The following is a 16,371-nucleotide window of genomic DNA, read 5'->3' on the forward strand; positions in this document are numbered from 1 at the left end:
CCGCCCGTGAGGAGTCTTTACCGTGAGCGAGCGTTCCAGCCATTGGCAATTGCAGACCATCGTCAGTCAACTGCGCAGCGCGCGGGATCAGTGGCGGGCACAGAACGGCCGGGCGTCCGGCGAGCAGGGTGGTCGCGAGCTACCGTCGCGGGCGGCGATGGCGGAGATTCTCGAAGCGTTGTGCGGCGCGTTGTTCCCGATGCGGTTGGGCCCTGTGGATCTGCGTGAAGAGAGTGAAGATTTTTACGTCGGTCACACCCTTGATGTGGCGCTGAATGCGTTATTGGCGCAGACCCGTCTGGAACTGCGTTACGTCGCCCGCCACAGCGCGCAGGCCGACACCGAAGTCGAGGCTCGTGCCATCCAGATCGTGCAGGACTTCGCCTTGGCCTTGCCGGGCTTGCGCACACTGCTCGACACCGATGTACTGGCGGCCTATCACGGTGACCCGGCGGCGCGCAGTGTCGATGAAGTGCTGCTGTGCTATCCGGGGATTCTCGCGGTGATTCACCATCGTCTGGCGCATCATTTGTATCGCGCGGGTTTGCCGCTGCTGGCGCGGATCAGTGCGGAGATCGCCCATTCGGCGACTGGTATCGATATCCATCCGGGGGCGCAGATCGGCCGTAGCTTCTTCATCGATCACGGTACGGGTGTGGTGATCGGCGAGACGGCGATCATTGGTGAGCGCGTGCGGATTTATCAGGCGGTGACCTTGGGCGCCAAGCGTTTCCCGGCAGATGAAGACGGCCAGTTGCAGAAGGGCCATCCGCGTCATCCGATCGTTGAGGACGATGTGGTGATTTATGCCGGGGCGACGATTCTCGGGCGGATCACCATTGGCAAGGGTTCGACCATTGGCGGCAATGTGTGGCTGACACGCAGTGTGCCGGCGGGGTGCAATTTGACCCAGGCGAATCTGCAGCATGATGACGGGACGCAGAAGTAGGGCTTTAACGGCTTACCCTCACCCCAGCCCTCTCCCCGAGGGAGAGGGGGCCGACCGAAGTGTCTTGCGTCATACATCGACCTGAAATACCGAGTCGATTATGGATTCGGTACAGCAGGATCACGTCGGCGTATCTCCCCAATATCCCCCAATCAGTCCCCTCTCCCTTTGGGAGAGGGCTATTGAACGAATACCCTCAAACCCACGTCATACCCATCCTTGAGCTAGCGTAGGAAAACTACCATCTAGCCGTGCGATTAGTCCTTACCACCCCATCCATGTTTAACTTGAACGTTCATTCAAGTTAAACCGGTGGTTCGCTGCCCGCTCACAACAGGAGGCTTGCCTTTGCTGAGTCCGATCATTTCAGCCACGTTTCAACCCCTCGAGGTGCACGTTTCATGAGTGCATCGTCAACTCCCGCCAGCGGTCTGGTACGCATGAATCCGCCGGTGTTCTACTTCGCCGCGACGGTCATTCTGCTGTTTGGTCTCGTTGTTATCGCCATGCCTGAGCAGGCCGGCGCCTGGCTGCTGGAAGCGCAAAACTGGGCGGCCAATACGGTCGGCTGGTATTACATGCTCGCGATGACCCTGTATCTGGTCTTCGTGGTGGTCACCGCCTTATCCGGCTACGGCAAGATAAAACTCGGTGCCGACCACGACGAGCCCGAATTCAGTTACCTGTCCTGGGCCGGCATGCTGTTCGCCGCCGGGATCAGCATCACGCTGTTTTTCTTCTGCGTCTCTGAGCCGCTGACCCACATGCTCCAACCGCCGCAAGGCGAGGCGGGCACGGCGGACGCGGCGCGCCAGGCCATGCAGATTCTGTTTCTGCACTGGGGCCTGCATGGCTGGGGCGTGTTCGCTTTCGTCGGCATGGCGCTGGCGTATTTTGCCTACCGTCACAATCTGCCACTGGCCCTGCGCTCGGCGCTGTACCCGCTGATCGGCAAACGCATCAACGGCCCGATCGGTTACGCGGTGGACGGCTTCGGCATCATCGCCACGGTGTTCGGTCTGGGTGCCGACATGGGCTTTGGGGTGCTGCACCTCAACTCCGGTCTCGACTACCTGTTCGGCATCGCTCACACCCAGTGGATTCAGGTCGGCCTGATCACGCTGATGATGGGCGCGGCGATCATCGTTGCGGTTTCCGGCGTCGATAAAGGCGTGCGGGTAATGTCCGACATCAACATGCTGCTGGCCTGTGCGCTGCTGCTGTTCGTGTTGTTCGCAGGTCCCACCCAGCACCTGCTCAACACCCTGATCCAGAACTTGGGCGACTACCTCGGCGCCTTGCCGATGAAGAGTTTCGACCTCTACGCCTACGACAAACCGAGCGACTGGCTCGGTGGCTGGACAGTGTTCTACTGGGCCTGGTGGATTGCATGGTCGCCATTTGTGGGCCTGTTCATCGCACGGATTTCCCGTGGCCGCACCATCCGTGAATTCGTCTTCGGCGTGCTGTTGATTCCGCTCGGTTTCACCTTGGCGTGGATGTCGATCTTCGGCAACAGCGCCCTTGATCAAGTGCTCAACCACGGCATGAGCGCGCTGGGCATGTCGGCCATCGAGAATCCGTCGATGAGCATTTACCTGCTGCTGGAAACCTACCCGTGGAGCAAAACCGTCATCGCTGTGACGGTGTTTATCAGCTTCGTGTTCTTCGTCACGTCTGCCGACTCCGGCACCGTGGTGCTCTCGACGTTGTCGGCCAAGGGCGGCAACCCTGACGAAGACGGGCCGAAATGGCTGCGGGTGTTCTGGGGCGCGATGACCGCGCTGATCACCAGTGCGTTGCTGTTCTCCGGCAGCATCGATGCGCTGAAATCGGCGGTGGTGCTGACTTCGTTGCCGTTCTCGCTGATCTTGCTGCTGATGATGTGGGGCCTGCACAAGGCGTTCTATCTGGAGTCGCAGAAGCAGATCGCGCAGTTGCATTCGCTGGCACCGGTCTCCGGTTCGCGGCGCGGCACCGGTGGCTGGCGTCAGCGTCTGAGCCAGGCTGTGCACTTCCCGTCGCGTGACGAGGTGTACCGCTTCATGGACACCACGGTGCGCCCGGCGATTGAAGAAGTGACGGCGGTGTTCGTTGAAAAAGGCCTCAACGTGGTCACCCAGCCGGATCCGGCCAATGACAGCGTCAGCCTCGAAATCGGCCATGGTGATGCGCATCCGTTCATCTATCAGGTGCAGATGCGCGGCTACTTCACGCCGTCGTTCGCGCGCGGCGGCATGGGTTCCAAGCAGCTCAACAATCGTCGCTACTACCGCGCCGAAGTGCATTTGAGCGAGGGCAGTCAGGACTACGATCTGGTCGGTTACACCAAAGAGCAGATCATCAACGACATCCTCGACCAGTACGAACGGCACATGCAGTTCCTGCATCTGGTGCGTTGATCGGCGGCTGGGCGCCGGGACGTTTACGACTCGGCGCTCAGCACCATGAACAACACCATCGCCGCCACCGGCACGCCGAATACCGCACTGCCAATGGCTATTTCCGATCCCACGGACTGGCCGGCATGCACCACCCCCACCGCGCCATTAATCACCGTCAACGCCAGCCACAGCGCGGCGAAGCCGTAGGCCATGGTCTGGCGGCTGAAGCCGATGCGCTCGCCGATGTAGAGCATCAGGGCGAGCAGGATCAGGCCGAAGAAAATGATGATGGCGGTGTGCATGGCGGGTTCTCCCTGGTGGATGGGTATCGCCTGAAAGACCGCTATCGCGAGCAGGCTCGCTCCCACAATGGATCCCGGCTGGACATAAATTTCATGTACACAGGAAATCCCTGTGGGAGCGAGCCTGCTCGCGAAGGGGCCACCTCGGTGTTCTTTAGAGCATAGCCAATCCAGTCCCGCCACATCTCCACTGGACATATTTTGCGACCCTTACAGAGAGTCTGGCCGGCGACGTGTTTTTCTTGCTGGCCCAAGCCTGCCGTTGATCTGCCCCATAACCGAGCGATTGTTCAGTGAGCTAATATTTATCTGAGTGTGTATCGTGTGTATCAAAGGCTCCTGCGCCCTCTAGAGTAAATGGCTCTAGCTGTCGAACAGGGCAAAGGAAATGCGTAGTCGGGAAATGATCAGGATGATCGAAGACGATGGTTGGTATCTCGTGGCGGTGAAAGGCAGCCACCACCAATACAAGCATCCGCACAAGCCAGGAAGGGTGACGATCAAGCACCCTGATTCGGATCTGCCCAAGGGCACGATCAACAGCATTTTGAAACAGGCGGGCTTGAAATGAGGCCCGTTATTGGAAACGAAGGCCGTTTTATGGGCCTGTCAGAGGAAGGACTCACTCATATGAAATTCCCGGTCGTTCTGCACAAGGATGCCGACTCAGACTACGGAGTGATCATCCCGGATGTCCCGGGTTGTTTCTCCGCAGGCACTACGGTCGCTGAGGCGTTTGAAAATACTCAGGAGGCATTGGCGCTTCACTATGAGGGGTTGGTCGCCGACAGCGCGCCGTTACCGCAAGTGCGGGACATTGATGCTCATCTCGATAACCCGGATTACGCGGGAGGGATCTGGGGCGTGGTCGATTTTGATATCACCCCGTATTTCGGCAAGTCAGTGCGTTTTAACGCCACGCTGCCGGAGCAGTTGCTTGAGCGTATTGACCAGACAGTCCGCCGTGACCAGCGCTATCGATCCCGTTCCGGATTTCTCGCGGCGGCCGCCTTGCGCGAACTGTCGGTATAGCGAAGTCAGGTGCTTTCCCGTTCGATCACTTGGCACTGCAGCAGGTTCAGCCGCTGCACCTCGTCGCTCGGCAACACGCCAAGGCTTTCCAGCACGCGTGTTGCGGCGAGTACACCGATCTCCAGCGCCGGTGGTTTGATCGTGCTGAGGCTCGGCAAAAGCATCTCGGCGAACGGGTAGTCGCCAAAGCCAAGAACGGCGCAGTCTTCGGGGATTTTCAAACCCGCGCGTTGCCCGGCAAGCAGGCCGCCGGCGGCGAGGTTGTCGTTGGCGAAGATGATCGCGTCGGGGCGCGGTGAGGCGTTCATCAGGGCGTCCATCGCCTGTTTGCCGGCCTCGAATGGTGCGCGATCAGCGTCAGGGGCGTAGACCCAAGGTTCCAGGCCGGATTCGCGCAAGGTCGCCGCGTAACCATCGCGGCGTTCCAATGCGCTGAAGTCGCCCGCAGCGCTGTTCTGCACGAAGGCGATACGTTGGTAGCCTTTTTCCAGCAGATATCTGGCGGCTGTCACGCCCACCTCGAAATGCGAAAAGCCAATCTGCATCGGCTCGCGATCCGGCTGGTAATCCCACGTCTCGATCACCGGCACATCGGCCTCGGCGATCATCTTTTCCGTGCCCGTACTGTGAAAGTGACTGGTCAGCACCAGCGCCGCCGGCGACCAGCCAAGAAACGCGCGCACCGCATTTTCTTCCTGCTCGGTGCTGAAGTAACTCGACGCCAGCAACAGTTGATAACCGTGACGGCTGAGCGTGTCGCTGAAGCCTTGAATGGTATTGGCGAAGATCGGCCCGGAGATGTTCGGGATGACCATACCAACGATTTTGCCCCGCGCCGAGGCCAGCCCGCCGGCCACCAGATTCGGTACATAGCCCAACTCGGCTACTACCGCTGCAATCCGCTCGCGACGCTCGGGCGAAACCTGCTCCGGCTGGTTGAAGTAGCGCGACACGGTGATCGCTGAAACTCCGGCCTCGCGCGCGACGGCATTCAGGGTCACGCGTCCGGCGCCACGGCGTTTGCGGGGTTTTTCTTCGCTCAAGGCTCGATCCTTATTAAAAACCAAATCGCATATAAAAGTAATTTTTCAGTATTGGACGCTCTATGTGTGGCTTGCCAATACTGTCGATGGTAGCGCTAACAAAGCGCGCTGTCTGCTACTCGCTCGAGCGAATGCCCAAGACACCGATTCAGGCGCTGTCGTCGCAGAACGGCAGCGGTTAAGGGCCAATTTCGAGCAGGCAACCATGCACAACATTCCTGGGGCGACACACACACTGGCGCAGTCGATTCGCGCCGCTGGCTGGTTATTCACAGGGTTGGCGGCGCTGCCGTTGCCCAACGCATTCGCTGCCGAGAGCAGTGATCAAGAGCCGACTCTCAAATCGGTGACCGTCACTGCCACGCGCCGCGAAGAGTCGCTGCAAAAAGTGCCGGTGGCGGTCTCGGTGATCGACGGGGAACAGCTTGAGCGCGACAACCGCAACGGCGTGGCCAGTATCGTGCAGCAAGTGCCGTCGCTGAACTTTCGCACTGGCGCTTCGAATAAGGACACCTCGTTGTTCGTGCGCGGCGTCGGTACGATTTCCACCTCTCCCGGCGTCGAACCGACCGTGGCGACGGTGATCGATGGCGTGGTGTATGCGCGTCCGGGTCAGTCCACGCTCGATCTGCTGGATCTGGAACGCGTCGAAGTCTTGCGCGGCCCACAAGGCACGCTGTTCGGCAAGAACGCTTCGGCCGGTGTACTCAACATCACCAGCAAGGCACCCACCGCCGAGACCCACGGTTACATCGATCAGTCGTATTACAGCGGCAACGAAAGCCGCACCCGATTCGGCATCGGCGGCAGCCTGATTCCGGACACGTTGAAAGGCTCGATCAGCACACTGTTCGGCACCTACGACGGCAACGTCGACAACAAACACAACGGTCAGGAGGTCAACGGCTACAACCATCGCGGCGTGCGCGGCAAACTCGAATTCACGCCCAACGACGATGTCACCTTCACCCTGATCGCCGATTACATGCAGTCTCATGACGATGGCCCCAACGGCGTGGTCAGCAAGTCGCTGACGCCGGCTTTCGCCAATGCGCTGAGCCCGGTCAATGCGACTAGCCACAATCGCGATATCAACACCGACACCCGCAGCCATGTCGAGGACATCAACAAAGGCCTGTCCGGCCAGCTCGATTGGCAACTGGGCGATTACACCCTGACCTCGATCACTGCATGGCGCGGTTGGGACAACACCCAGTATCAGGACGGCGACCGGCTCGGTACGGTGACCGCAGCGTTCCCCGGCACTGCGGACAAGGGCGATCTGGCCTTCGATCAATACTCGCAAGAGCTGCGTCTGGCCTCGCCGAAGGGCGAATTTCTCGAATACGTCGGTGGCTTGTTCTACATGCACGGCAAGGACGACGAGACCTATCAGCGCACGCTGACCACCACCACGCGCACCGATCGCGGCGTCGCTGATTACAGCACCACCAGCGACAGTTACGCCGTGTTTGGCGAGAGCACGCTGAACTTCACGTCCGACTTTCGCGGCATCGTCGGCCTGCGCTACACCCACGATGATCTCGAATACGATCACCGCCGCGTCTCGACCTCGGCGACCACCGTCAGTGGCATTCAACCGGCGACCAGCAGTTCCGGTTCAGTGGACGAAGACGGCTGGTCCGGTCGCCTCGGTGTGCAGTACGACCTGAGCGATACGGTCACTACTTACCTGACCTACTCGCGTGGCTACAAAGGCCCGGCCTATAACGTGTTCTTCAACATGCAGCCGCGCGATACCGAAGCGCTGAAACCGGAAACCTCCAACACCTGGGAGGCGGGGATCAAAGCGACGAGCTGGAACAATCGCCTGACCACCAACCTCGCGGTGTTCCACAGCGAGTACGACAACTATCAGGCGAACTTCTTCGACACCGTCGCCGGCCAGGTTGTGACTCGTTTGATCAACGCCGGCAGCGTCAGCACCGAAGGCGTCGAACTCGACTACGCCTTGCAGGCCACCCAGCAATTGAAACTGTCCGGCGCACTCGCCTACACCCGCGCACGGATCGACGAGTTCGCCTGCCCGGCGGGCGCGGCGGCGTCGTGCAACGTCAACGGCAAACCGCTGCCGTTCAGTCCGGACTGGAAAAGCTACGTGCGCGCCGACTACACCATCCCGCTGGATAACGGTCTGGATATCGAACTCGGCACCGATTACAGCTGGCAGAGCGAAGTGCAGTACGACATCAGCCAGAACGCCGACACCAAGCAGGGCGCCTACGGTCTGTGGAACGCCAGTGTTGCGCTGGCCGATTACAGCAATGGCTGGCGCGTCGCGCTGCTGGGCAAGAACCTCACCGACAAGTCTTACTCGCCATTGCTCGCCAGCGGTGGCAATTACATTTATCGCGCCGTGCCACGGGATGACGAGCGCTACTTCGGCGTGCAACTGCGCAAGGATTTCTGACGATGAGCAGACAGTTGAAACTCGGTGCATTCCTCATGGCCACCGGGCACCACGTGGCGGCTTGGCGTCATCCTGATGTGCCGGCGAATGCGGGTCTGGATTTCGCCCATTACAAGCGGCTGGCGCAGATCGCCGAGGCGGCGAAATTCGATGCGTTGTTTGTCGCCGACAGCGTCGCCGCGCCGACCCAGGACATCGCCAGTCGCATGGCACGCTCCGATCACTTCGAACCGCTGACGTTACTCTCGGCGCTGAGTGCGGTGACCGAGCACATCGGCCTGATCGCCACGGCGACCACCAGTTACAACGAGCCGTATCACGTGGCGCGCAAATTCGCTTCGCTCGATCACCTGTCGGGAGGCCGTGCGGGGTGGAATCTGGTGACCTCGGACAACGCCGCCGAGGCGCTGAATTTCGGTCGTGATGAACACATTGGTCATGCCGAACGCTATAGCCGCGCCCGTGAGTTTCATCAAGTGGTCACCGGGCTTTGGGACAGTTGGGAGGATGATGCGTTTGCGCGCGACAAGGCCAGTGGGGCGTATTACGACCCGTCGAAACTGCATGTGCTGGATCACGTCGGCGAGCACTTTCGGGTAAAAGGCCCGCTGAACGTTGCGCGCTCGCCGCAGGGACAACCGGTGATCGTTCAGGCTGGTTCTTCGGAAACCGGGCGTGAGTTGGCGGCGCAGACGGCTGAAGTGGTGTTCACCGCGCAGACTTCGTTGGCCGGTGCCCAAGCGTTCTACGCCGACCTCAAGGGACGTCTGCCCAAGTACGGTCGTAGCGCTGAGTCGCTGAAAATCATGCCCGGTGTTTTTGTCGTCGTCGGCGGCACCGAAGCCGAAGCGCAGGAAAAGTATGAAACGTTTCAGCAATTAGTCGAACCCGAGGTTGGCGTCGCCTTGCTTGGGCGTATGCTGGGCAACTTCGATTTGTCGAAGTACCCGCTGCACGGGCCGTTGCCCGAGTTGCCGCTGACGGACAGCGGCCAGCAGAGCCGGCAGAAACTGCTCACGGAACTGGCAGGCCGGGAGAACCTGAGCCTCGCCGAACTGGGTCGCAAGATTGCCGGCGGGCGAGGGCATTACAGCCTGGTCGGTACGCCGGAGCAGATCGCTGATCGCTTGCAGGAATGGTTCGAACAGGGCGCGGCGGACGGTTTCAACGTGCTAGTGCCGCACTTGCCCGGCGGGCTCGAAGACTTCGCCAATGGCGTGGTCCCGGAACTGCAACGGCGTGGGTTGTTCAGAACTGAGTATGAGGGCCGGACATTGCGCGAGAACCTTGGTCTCGGCCGACCCGGCAATCGATTTGTGTAACACCCAATCGCTAGCAGGCTAGCTCCCACAGGAGACTGCATTCCAATGTGGGAGCTAGCCTGCTAGCGATGAAGTCGACACCCATTTCAAGACAGACAAGAGAGGATTCGATGACTTACACCGCTGCCGAAAACCGCTACGACTCCATCCCTTACCGCCGCGTCGGGCGCAGCGGTCTGGTGCTGCCGGCGCTGTCGCTGGGCCTGTGGCACAATTTCGGTGACAGCACGCCGATCGACACCCAGCGCGCCTTGCTGCGCACCGCGTTCGATCTGGGCATCAACCACTTCGACCTGGCCAACAATTACGGCCCGCCGTACGGCAGCGCCGAGATCAATTTCGGCCGTCTGCTGCGCGAAGACTTCCAGCAATACCGCGATGAGCTGATCATCTCCAGCAAGGCTGGTTGGGACATGTGGCCCGGCCCTTACGGTCAGGGCGGTGGCTCGCGCAAATACGTGTTGGCCAGCCTCGACCAGAGCCTGCAACGCCTGGGGCTCGACTATGTGGATATCTTCTATTCGCACCGCTTCGACCCGGACACCCCGCTGGAAGAGACCGCCAGCGCCCTCGCCACCGCCGTGCAACAGGGCAAGGCGTTGTACATCGGTATCTCGTCGTATTCGGGCGTGAAAACCCGCGAGATGGCGGCGCTGTTGCAAGAGTGGAAAGTGCCGCTGCTGATTCACCAACCGGCGTACAACCTGCTCAATCGCTGGGTGGAAAAAGATCTGCTTGATACCACCGATGAACTCGGCACCGGGGTGATTGCGTTCACCCCGCTGGCGCAAGGTCTGCTCACCGACAAATACCTCAACGGCGTACCGGCGGATGCGCGGGTCAATCGTCCGGGCGGAGGTTCGTTGCAGGCTTCGCATTTGTCCGAGGCCAACATTGCTCATGTGCGGGCGTTGAATGAGATTGCCAAGCGTCGCGGTCAGAGCCTGGCGCAACTGGCGCTGGCGTGGACGCTGCGCGATCCTCGGGTGACTTCTGCGCTGATTGGTGCGAGTCGGCCGGAGCAGATCATCGAGAACGTTGGGGCGTTGAAGAATCTGAGTTTCAGTGCTGAAGAGCTGGCGGAGATTGACCGGTTTGCCCAGGAGGGCGGGATCAATCTGTGGGAGAGGCCTTCGACGGCGGAGTGATGAAGATTGGGTTGGGTCAGCAAGATCCAACCCCCTCACCCCAGCCCTCTCCCCCAGGGGGGCGAGGGGAAAGGGAGCAGATCTTCATGCTTTTCAAAACTTGAATTCAACCCGACATTTCAGGTCGATGTAGCTCGTACAAACACCTCGGTCAGTCCCCTCTCCCTCGGGGCGGTCCGACGTTTCGGGAGGGTTAGGGTGAGGGGCTTTTGGCTTTAAAACGTCTCAACGAAAAAACGGCACATCCCCCAGCACCGTCGCCCGCTGCATCACCCGCCGCGCCGGCCGGTAGTCATCCACCGCGTAATGCTGCGTCACGCGGTTATCCCAGAACGCAATATCGTCCTGCTGCCAGCGCCAGCGAATGGTGAATTCCGGCCGCGTCGCGTGGGCGAACAGAAACTTCAGAATCGCCTCGCTCTCGGTTTCCGACAGCTCATTGATCTTCGACGTGAAGCCTTCATTGACGAACAACGAACGCCGCCCGCTGACCGGATGCGTACGGATCACCGGGTGCGACAGCGGTGGATTCTTGCGCCGTGCCTCTTCCCACTGCGCCAACGCTTCAGGCGTATTGCCATAGCGCTCCAGTGGAAACGAGCGAGTGAAATCGTGGGTCGCGGTCAGCCCTTCGAGCAAGGCTTTCATTGACGCCGACAGCGCTTCGTACGCAGCAATCCCGCTGGCCCACAGCGTGTCGCCACCGAACTCCGGCAGCAACTTGGCGCTGAGCACCGCGCCCATCGCCGGCGTCGGCAGGAAGGTCACGTCGGTGTGCCAGATCGCGTTGTCACGCACGTCGGTGACGGCGGTGTCGAGGATCAACACTTCCGGTTGTTCCGGCACGTTCGGGTAGATCGGGTGAATGTGCAGATCACCGAAGTACGCGGCGAAACGCGCTTGTTGTGGCGGTTCGATTGGCTGGTTGCGGAAGAACAACACTTGATATTTGAGCAGCGCCTGTTCAATGGCGTCGCGGTGTTCCAGGCTCAGCGGCTGGCTGATGTCGACGCCGCTGATCTGTGCGCCGAGGGCCGAGCTTAACGGGGTAATGTTGAGGCTGCTCATGGTCTTTCTCTTCGAATTCGGGGTGTCATGCTTTTGTGGGAGCGAGCCTGCTCGCGAATGCGGAGTGTCAGGCTAAAGTGCAGTGACTGACCCGACGCTTTCGCGAGCAGGCTCGCTCCCACAAGGGAAGTTTCACAAGGCGATTTAGTGGGCCTGGCCGTGCCACGGCACCAGTTTGCGCTGCAGGGCGCGCAGGCCCATTTCCATGGCAAAGGCGATCAGGGCGATGACCAGAATCCCCAGCACCACCACGTCGGTGACGAGGAACTGCGCGGCCGACTGCACCATGAAGCCCAAGCCACTGGTGGCGGCGATCAATTCTGCCGCGACCAATGTCGACCAACCCACCCCCAGACCAATGCGCACGCCCGTCAAAATGTCCGGCAACGCGCTCGGCAAAATCACATGACGAATCAGTTGCACTCGAGTCGCGCCCAACGACTGCGCCGCGCGCAATTTCGCTGGATCAACCGTGCGCACGCCGGTAGCAGTAGCGATGGCAATCGGCGCAAAAATCGCCAGATAAATCAGCAGCACTTTCGACAACTCGCCGATGCCGCACCAGATCACGATCAGCGGCAAATAGGCCAGCGGTGGGATAGGGCGGTAGAACTCGATCAGCGGATCGAGCACGCCACGGGCAATGCGGTTGGCGCCGATAGCGATGCCCACCGGCACAGCGGTCAGAATCGCAAAAACGAGGCCCAGACCGATGCGGCTCAGGCTCGCGCCCAAGTGCTGCCACAACGTCGAATCCATGTAGCCCGTGGTCGCCAGCAACCAGCCCTTTTGCAGCACGGCGGACGGTGGCGGCAGGAACAGCGGTTCGATCAAACCGGTGGCGGTGACCGCCCACCAGATGGCCAACAAAGCGAACAGCGTCAGCAAGCTGATCCAGCGTGTGCTAAGGCTGCGGCGTACTGGAATCGCCACCGGTGCGCTGGCGGGTTTTACCGCAGCCGAGGAAACGTCGTAACTGCTCATGCGCGCTCCTGCCGTTGCCCGGCACTGCGTTGCGAGAACACTTTGCTCAGTACGTGTTCGCGGGTTTCGATAAAGCGCGGATCGGATTTGATCGCGCGGGCGGACTCGCCAGCGGCGTAACGCTGACCGAAATCCAGATGCAGGCGCTCAACGATCTGCCCCGGATTCGGCGCGAGCAGAATCAGGTCAGTGGCGAGGAACACCGCTTCTTCAATGTCATGGGTAATCAGGAAAACCGGCTTGGCCGTGCGCTGCCAGACTTGCAGCAACAGCTCTTGCATCTGCTCGCGGGTGAACGCGTCGAGTGCGCCGAAGGGTTCGTCCATCAGCAATACGCGCGGGTCAGCGGCGAGGGCGCGGGCGAGGCCGACGCGCTGTTTCTGACCACCGGAGAGTTGCCAGATACGGCGGCTTTCGAAACCGCAAAGATCAACCAGCGCGAGCATTTCACGGGCGATCTGTTCGCGTTTGTCCCTGGCGACACCGGCCAGTTCCAGACCGAATGCGACGTTGGCCAATACATCCTGCCAGGGCAACAATGCGTCGTCCTGGAACACCACGCCACGTTCGGCGCTCGGGCCTTTGACCGGCACGCCGTCGAGGGTGATGCGCCCGGCGCTCGGTTCGACGAAACCGGCAATCAGGTTCAACAGCGAAGTCTTGCCACTGCCGGACGGGCCGAGGGCGACCAGCAATTGCTGAGGCCCCAGGGTCAGAGAAATATCCGCCAGCACCGGTGTCGGGCTGCCCGGGTACTGTGCGCTGATGCGCTCCAGCTGTAGCAAGGCCATCGCAGTTAACTCCCGATCAGTTGGTGATGTATTTGGCGCTGACGTACGGCGCGTAGTCCGGCAAAACGGCTTCAACCTTGCCTTGCTCCTTGAGGAACGCGGCGGTGTCGGTGATGGCTTTGGTGGTCGGCGCACCGAGGGTGACAACCTGATCCGCCGCCAGCGGGTAGACGTTGCCTTGCAGCAGCAGTGGAATGTCGCTGGCCTTGGCACCGGAGAGTTTCACCAGTTTGTCGACGTTGGACTGATTGGCGAGCCAGGCTTTCGGGTCTTTGCGGTAGTCGGCGTAGGCGTCGAGGGTGACCTTGGCGAACGCGGTGACGATTTCCGGGTGCTTCTCGGCGAAGTCTTTGCGCACGATCCACGCATCGAAGGTCGGTGCACCGAACTTGGCCAGTTCGCCGGAGGTGATCAGCACTTTGCCGTTTTCCTTGGCCACGCCCAGCGCCGGATCCCACACGTAAGTGGCGTCGATGTCACCGCGTTTCCATGCGGCAATGATCGCTGGTGGGGCGAGGTTGAGCACGGTGACTTTCGAAGGGTCGATGTTCCAGTGCTTCAGTGCAGCGAGCAGGCTGTAGTGACCGGTCGATACGAACGGCACGGCGATTTTCTTGCCGATCAGATCTTGCGGAGTCTTGATGCCGGAACCGTCACGAGCGACCAGTGCTTCGGCAGCGCCGATCTGGGTGGCGATGAGGAAGGTTTCGACCGGGACTTTGCGGGTGATCGCAGCGGTCAGCGGGCTCGAACCGAGGTAGCCGATCTGCACGTCACCGGAGGCGATGGCGGCAATGATGTCGGCGCCGTTGTCGAACTTGCGCCAGGCGATATCGGCTTTGGTGGCTTTTTCGTAAGCGCCGTCAGCCTGGGCGACTTTCGCCGGGTCAACGGTGGTTTGGTAGGCGACGGTGAGGTCGGCGGCCTGAGCCAGAAAACTCGCGGCAGCAAGAGAGGCTACGGCGAGCAGGCGAAGCGGGAAATTCAGTTTCATTGAACAGCTCCATATCAGGCGACCGAGCGTCGGCGTGAAAGGAGACTAAATGATCTAAGAATCGGTAAATAAATAACTTTTTCGAATGAGCTTATGAGCGGAAAAATCTAAGAGCGGGGGAGTTTGTGGGCGTTTCGGATTTATTCGTTCGACGTTAGATCTTTTGCCCCCTCACCCCAGCCCTCTCCCCCAAGGGGGCGAGGGGGAAAGGGAGCCGATCTCTGTGCTTTTCGAGCCTGAGTTCGACTCGGTATTTCAGGTCGGCGTAACTTTCATGAGCACCTAAATCAGTCCCCTCTCCCTCCGGGAGAGGGCTAGGGTGAGGGGCTCTTCAGTTGCTGATCGCAAGAATACTCGCCTGATACGACCCGACAAACACATCGAAATCCCCAACCTCGTTCTGCTCCAGCTCAGCTTGCGCGGCCACAGAAGTACGTGCCAACTCCTCAAACTTCGCCTGTTCATCCGCCGCCAAAGGCTCGCTGCGGAAAAACTCGGCATGCGCCTGGCTCTGACGCAGGGAGAACTGCGCAAAGCTTTCCTTGTGCTCAGCCATCGCCGCCAGGACCTGCGCAGAAGGCGTCAGAGACGGATCGCTGACCTTGGCCAGTTGCGCATCCAACGCCTTGCTGTGCGCATCGCCGCCATGGCTCTGATCCAGCAGCGCCGCCAGCGGGGCAATTTGTTCCAGCAGTTCGGCCGCCCAGGTCTTCATCTCCACCGACTCACCGTCACGCTGCAATTGCAGGCCCGGACGGCGACCTTCTTTCACGACGCTGAGGAAGTTCGATGTGGCATTGCCGCAAGAGGTATTGGTCAGCAACGGACTATCGTTGAGCGCGCAATACAGCAGGAACGCGTCGAGGAAGCGCGACTCGGTCAGGTCGATGCCCATCGGCAGGAACGGGTTGATGTCCAGGCAACGCACTTCAACGTACTGAATGCCACGCGCCACCAGCGCCTGAATCGGCCGTTCGCCGGTATAGGTCACGCGTTTCGGGCGGATGTTGGAGTAGTACTCGTTTTCGATCTGCAGGATGTTGGTGTTGAGCTGCACCCACTCGCCATCCTTGTGCGTGCCGACTTCAACGTACGGCGCGTACGGCGTGGCCACGGCTTTGCGCAGGCTGTCGGTGTAACTCGCCAGATCGTTGTAGCACGGCGTCAGGCCGGCCTGGGCGTTGCTCTGGTAACCGAGGTCGCTCATGCGCAGGCTGGTGGCGTATGGCAGATACAAGGTGTCCGGGTCGAGCTGTTCCAACTGATGCGAACGACCCCGCAGGAAACCGGCATCCAGCGCTGGCGAAGCACCGAACAGGTACATCAGCAGCCAGCTGTAGCGACGGAAGTTGCGGATCAGCGCGATGTAGGAAAACGACTGAAAATCGCGATCAGTGCCGACAAACCCTTCGGTTTCGCGCAGCAGCGGCCAGAGCTTTTCCGGCAGGGAGAAGTTGTAGTGAATCCCGGCAATGCACTGCATGGTCTTGCCGTAGCGCAGGGCCAGGCCCTTGCGATAAACGTACTTGAGCTGACCGATATTGGAGGTGCCGTAATAGGCGATCGGGATGTCTTCCTCGGCCGGCAACGGGCACGGCATCGATGGACTCCACAGGTACTCGTTGCCGAGCTTGCTGTAGGCAAAGCGGTGAATCTTGTCCAGGCTCGCCAGCGTATCAGCCGGGTCGGGCAGGGCGGGCGTGATGAATTCCAGCAGCGACTCGGAGTAGTCGGTGGTGATCTGTTCGTTGGTCAGCGCGGAACCCAAGGCTTCGGGGTGCGGCGTTTGCGCCAGGCGACCTTCGCTGGTCACGCGCAGGCATTCACGTTCGATACCGTGCAGGCACTGCTCGAGCAGAGAGAGGTTAGCGCGCTCGCCGAGCAGAGCCAGGCGGCGGTTGAGAAGTTCGCTCAATTTGGATT

The 16,371-nt window shown here is 60.4% G+C and carries 14 protein-coding genes; 7 read left to right on the top strand and 7 right to left on the bottom strand.

Features of this window, described 5'->3' with window-relative positions:
* The first annotated feature begins 22 nt into the window (after positions 1 to 22).
* Together epsC and betT are read left to right on the top strand one after the other, a co-directional pair.
* Positions 23 to 949, top strand: a complete 927-nt coding sequence (gene epsC, locus PspS49_RS01240; protein ID WP_016983653.1) for a serine O-acetyltransferase EpsC — start codon at positions 23 to 25, stop codon at positions 947 to 949.
* A gap of 440 nt (positions 950 to 1,389) precedes the next feature.
* The gene (gene betT / locus PspS49_RS01245) at positions 1,390 to 3,351 is read left to right on the top strand and encodes a choline transporter BetT (RefSeq protein ID WP_174245095.1); all 1,962 of its coding nucleotides are present in this window, start codon (positions 1,390 to 1,392) and stop codon (positions 3,349 to 3,351) included.
* A gap of 23 nt (positions 3,352 to 3,374) precedes the next feature.
* Here betT and PspS49_RS01250 read toward each other — a convergent pair whose 3' ends face one another.
* Complete coding sequence (locus PspS49_RS01250) at positions 3,375 to 3,635, bottom strand: hypothetical protein (RefSeq protein WP_095122232.1); 261 nt, start codon at positions 3,633 to 3,635, stop codon at positions 3,375 to 3,377.
* Positions 3,636 to 4,023: 388 nt separating this feature from the next.
* Here PspS49_RS01250 and PspS49_RS01255 point away from each other — a divergent pair, with 388 nt between their 5' ends.
* Complete coding sequence (locus PspS49_RS01255; RefSeq protein ID WP_026000492.1) at positions 4,024 to 4,206, top strand: type II toxin-antitoxin system HicA family toxin; 183 nt, start codon at positions 4,024 to 4,026, stop codon at positions 4,204 to 4,206.
* A 59-nt stretch (positions 4,207 to 4,265) separates the two neighbouring features.
* On the top strand, positions 4,266 to 4,667 hold the full coding sequence (locus PspS49_RS01260) for a type II toxin-antitoxin system HicB family antitoxin (protein WP_049802102.1): 402 nt from the start codon (positions 4,266 to 4,268) through the stop codon (positions 4,665 to 4,667).
* A 5-nt stretch (positions 4,668 to 4,672) separates the two neighbouring features.
* Here PspS49_RS01260 and PspS49_RS01265 read toward each other — a convergent pair whose 3' ends face one another.
* Entirely contained in the window at positions 4,673 to 5,710 is a 1,038-nt protein-coding gene (locus PspS49_RS01265; protein WP_160037822.1) for a LacI family DNA-binding transcriptional regulator, read from the bottom strand.
* A 205-nt stretch (positions 5,711 to 5,915) separates the two neighbouring features.
* Between PspS49_RS01265 and PspS49_RS01270 the strand changes: the two genes are divergently transcribed.
* The 3 genes from PspS49_RS01270 (at position 5,916) to mgrA (ending at position 10,611) form a co-directional block, all read left to right on the top strand.
* The gene (locus tag PspS49_RS01270) at positions 5,916 to 8,141 is read left to right on the top strand and encodes a TonB-dependent receptor (RefSeq protein ID WP_160037824.1); all 2,226 of its coding nucleotides are present in this window, start codon (positions 5,916 to 5,918) and stop codon (positions 8,139 to 8,141) included.
* A gap of 2 nt (positions 8,142 to 8,143) precedes the next feature.
* Positions 8,144 to 9,463, top strand: coding sequence for an LLM class flavin-dependent oxidoreductase (locus PspS49_RS01275; protein ID WP_160037826.1), 1,320 nt, complete (start codon positions 8,144 to 8,146; stop codon positions 9,461 to 9,463).
* A 110-nt stretch (positions 9,464 to 9,573) separates the two neighbouring features.
* A complete protein-coding gene (gene mgrA / locus PspS49_RS01280) occupies positions 9,574 to 10,611 on the top strand; it encodes an L-glyceraldehyde 3-phosphate reductase (protein WP_160037828.1) in 1,038 nt (345 codons plus the stop codon).
* Positions 10,612 to 10,836: 225 nt separating this feature from the next.
* Here mgrA and tauD read toward each other — a convergent pair whose 3' ends face one another.
* From tauD to gshA, 5 genes are all read right to left on the bottom strand, one after another.
* A complete protein-coding gene (gene tauD, locus PspS49_RS01285; RefSeq protein ID WP_095125273.1) occupies positions 10,837 to 11,679 on the bottom strand; it encodes a taurine dioxygenase in 843 nt (280 codons plus the stop codon).
* Between the two features lie 144 nt (positions 11,680 to 11,823).
* Positions 11,824 to 12,663: a taurine ABC transporter permease TauC gene (tauC, locus tag PspS49_RS01290; protein ID WP_160037830.1), complete on the bottom strand. Its 840-nt coding sequence runs from the start codon at positions 12,661 to 12,663 to the stop codon at positions 11,824 to 11,826.
* Positions 12,660 to 13,454 carry a taurine ABC transporter ATP-binding subunit gene (gene tauB, locus PspS49_RS01295; RefSeq protein ID WP_160037832.1) on the bottom strand — a complete coding sequence of 265 codons (795 nt, stop codon included), beginning with the start codon at positions 13,452 to 13,454 and terminating at the stop codon, positions 12,660 to 12,662. The genes tauC and tauB overlap by 4 nt, the downstream gene beginning before the upstream one ends.
* Positions 13,455 to 13,470: 16 nt before the next feature.
* Positions 13,471 to 14,448, bottom strand: coding sequence for a taurine ABC transporter substrate-binding protein (gene tauA, locus PspS49_RS01300; protein ID WP_160037834.1), 978 nt, complete (start codon positions 14,446 to 14,448; stop codon positions 13,471 to 13,473).
* Between the two features lie 331 nt (positions 14,449 to 14,779).
* Positions 14,780 to 16,363 carry a glutamate--cysteine ligase gene (gshA, locus tag PspS49_RS01305; protein WP_160037836.1) on the bottom strand — a complete coding sequence of 528 codons (1,584 nt, stop codon included), beginning with the start codon at positions 16,361 to 16,363 and terminating at the stop codon, positions 14,780 to 14,782.
* Between the last annotated feature and the right edge of the window lie 8 nt (positions 16,364 to 16,371).

It is taken from the genome of Pseudomonas sp. S49 (genome assembly GCF_009866785.1).
GTDB lineage: Bacteria > Pseudomonadota > Gammaproteobacteria > Pseudomonadales > Pseudomonadaceae > Aquipseudomonas.

What these genes read in the sequence shown, in the direction of transcription:
- betT (WP_174245095.1), top strand. Translation starts at nt 1,390, where the DNA reads ATGAATCCGCCGGTGTTCTACTTCGCCGCGACGGTCATTCTGCTGTTT.
- PspS49_RS01250 (WP_095122232.1), bottom strand. Translation starts at nt 3,635, where the DNA reads ATGCACACCGCCATCATCATTTTCTTCGGCCTGATCCTGCTCGCCCTG.
- PspS49_RS01255 (WP_026000492.1), top strand. Translation starts at nt 4,024, where the DNA reads ATGCGTAGTCGGGAAATGATCAGGATGATCGAAGACGATGGTTGGTAT.
- PspS49_RS01260 (WP_049802102.1), top strand. Translation starts at nt 4,266, where the DNA reads ATGAAATTCCCGGTCGTTCTGCACAAGGATGCCGACTCAGACTACGGA.
- PspS49_RS01270 (WP_160037824.1), top strand. Translation starts at nt 5,916, where the DNA reads ATGCACAACATTCCTGGGGCGACACACACACTGGCGCAGTCGATTCGC.
- PspS49_RS01275 (WP_160037826.1), top strand. Translation starts at nt 8,144, where the DNA reads ATGAGCAGACAGTTGAAACTCGGTGCATTCCTCATGGCCACCGGGCAC.
- mgrA (WP_160037828.1), top strand. Translation starts at nt 9,574, where the DNA reads ATGACTTACACCGCTGCCGAAAACCGCTACGACTCCATCCCTTACCGC.
- tauD (WP_095125273.1), bottom strand. Translation starts at nt 11,679, where the DNA reads ATGAGCAGCCTCAACATTACCCCGTTAAGCTCGGCCCTCGGCGCACAG.
- tauC (WP_160037830.1), bottom strand. Translation starts at nt 12,663, where the DNA reads ATGAGCAGTTACGACGTTTCCTCGGCTGCGGTAAAACCCGCCAGCGCA.
- tauB (WP_160037832.1), bottom strand. Translation starts at nt 13,454, where the DNA reads ATGGCCTTGCTACAGCTGGAGCGCATCAGCGCACAGTACCCGGGCAGC.
- tauA (WP_160037834.1), bottom strand. Translation starts at nt 14,448, where the DNA reads ATGAAACTGAATTTCCCGCTTCGCCTGCTCGCCGTAGCCTCTCTTGCT.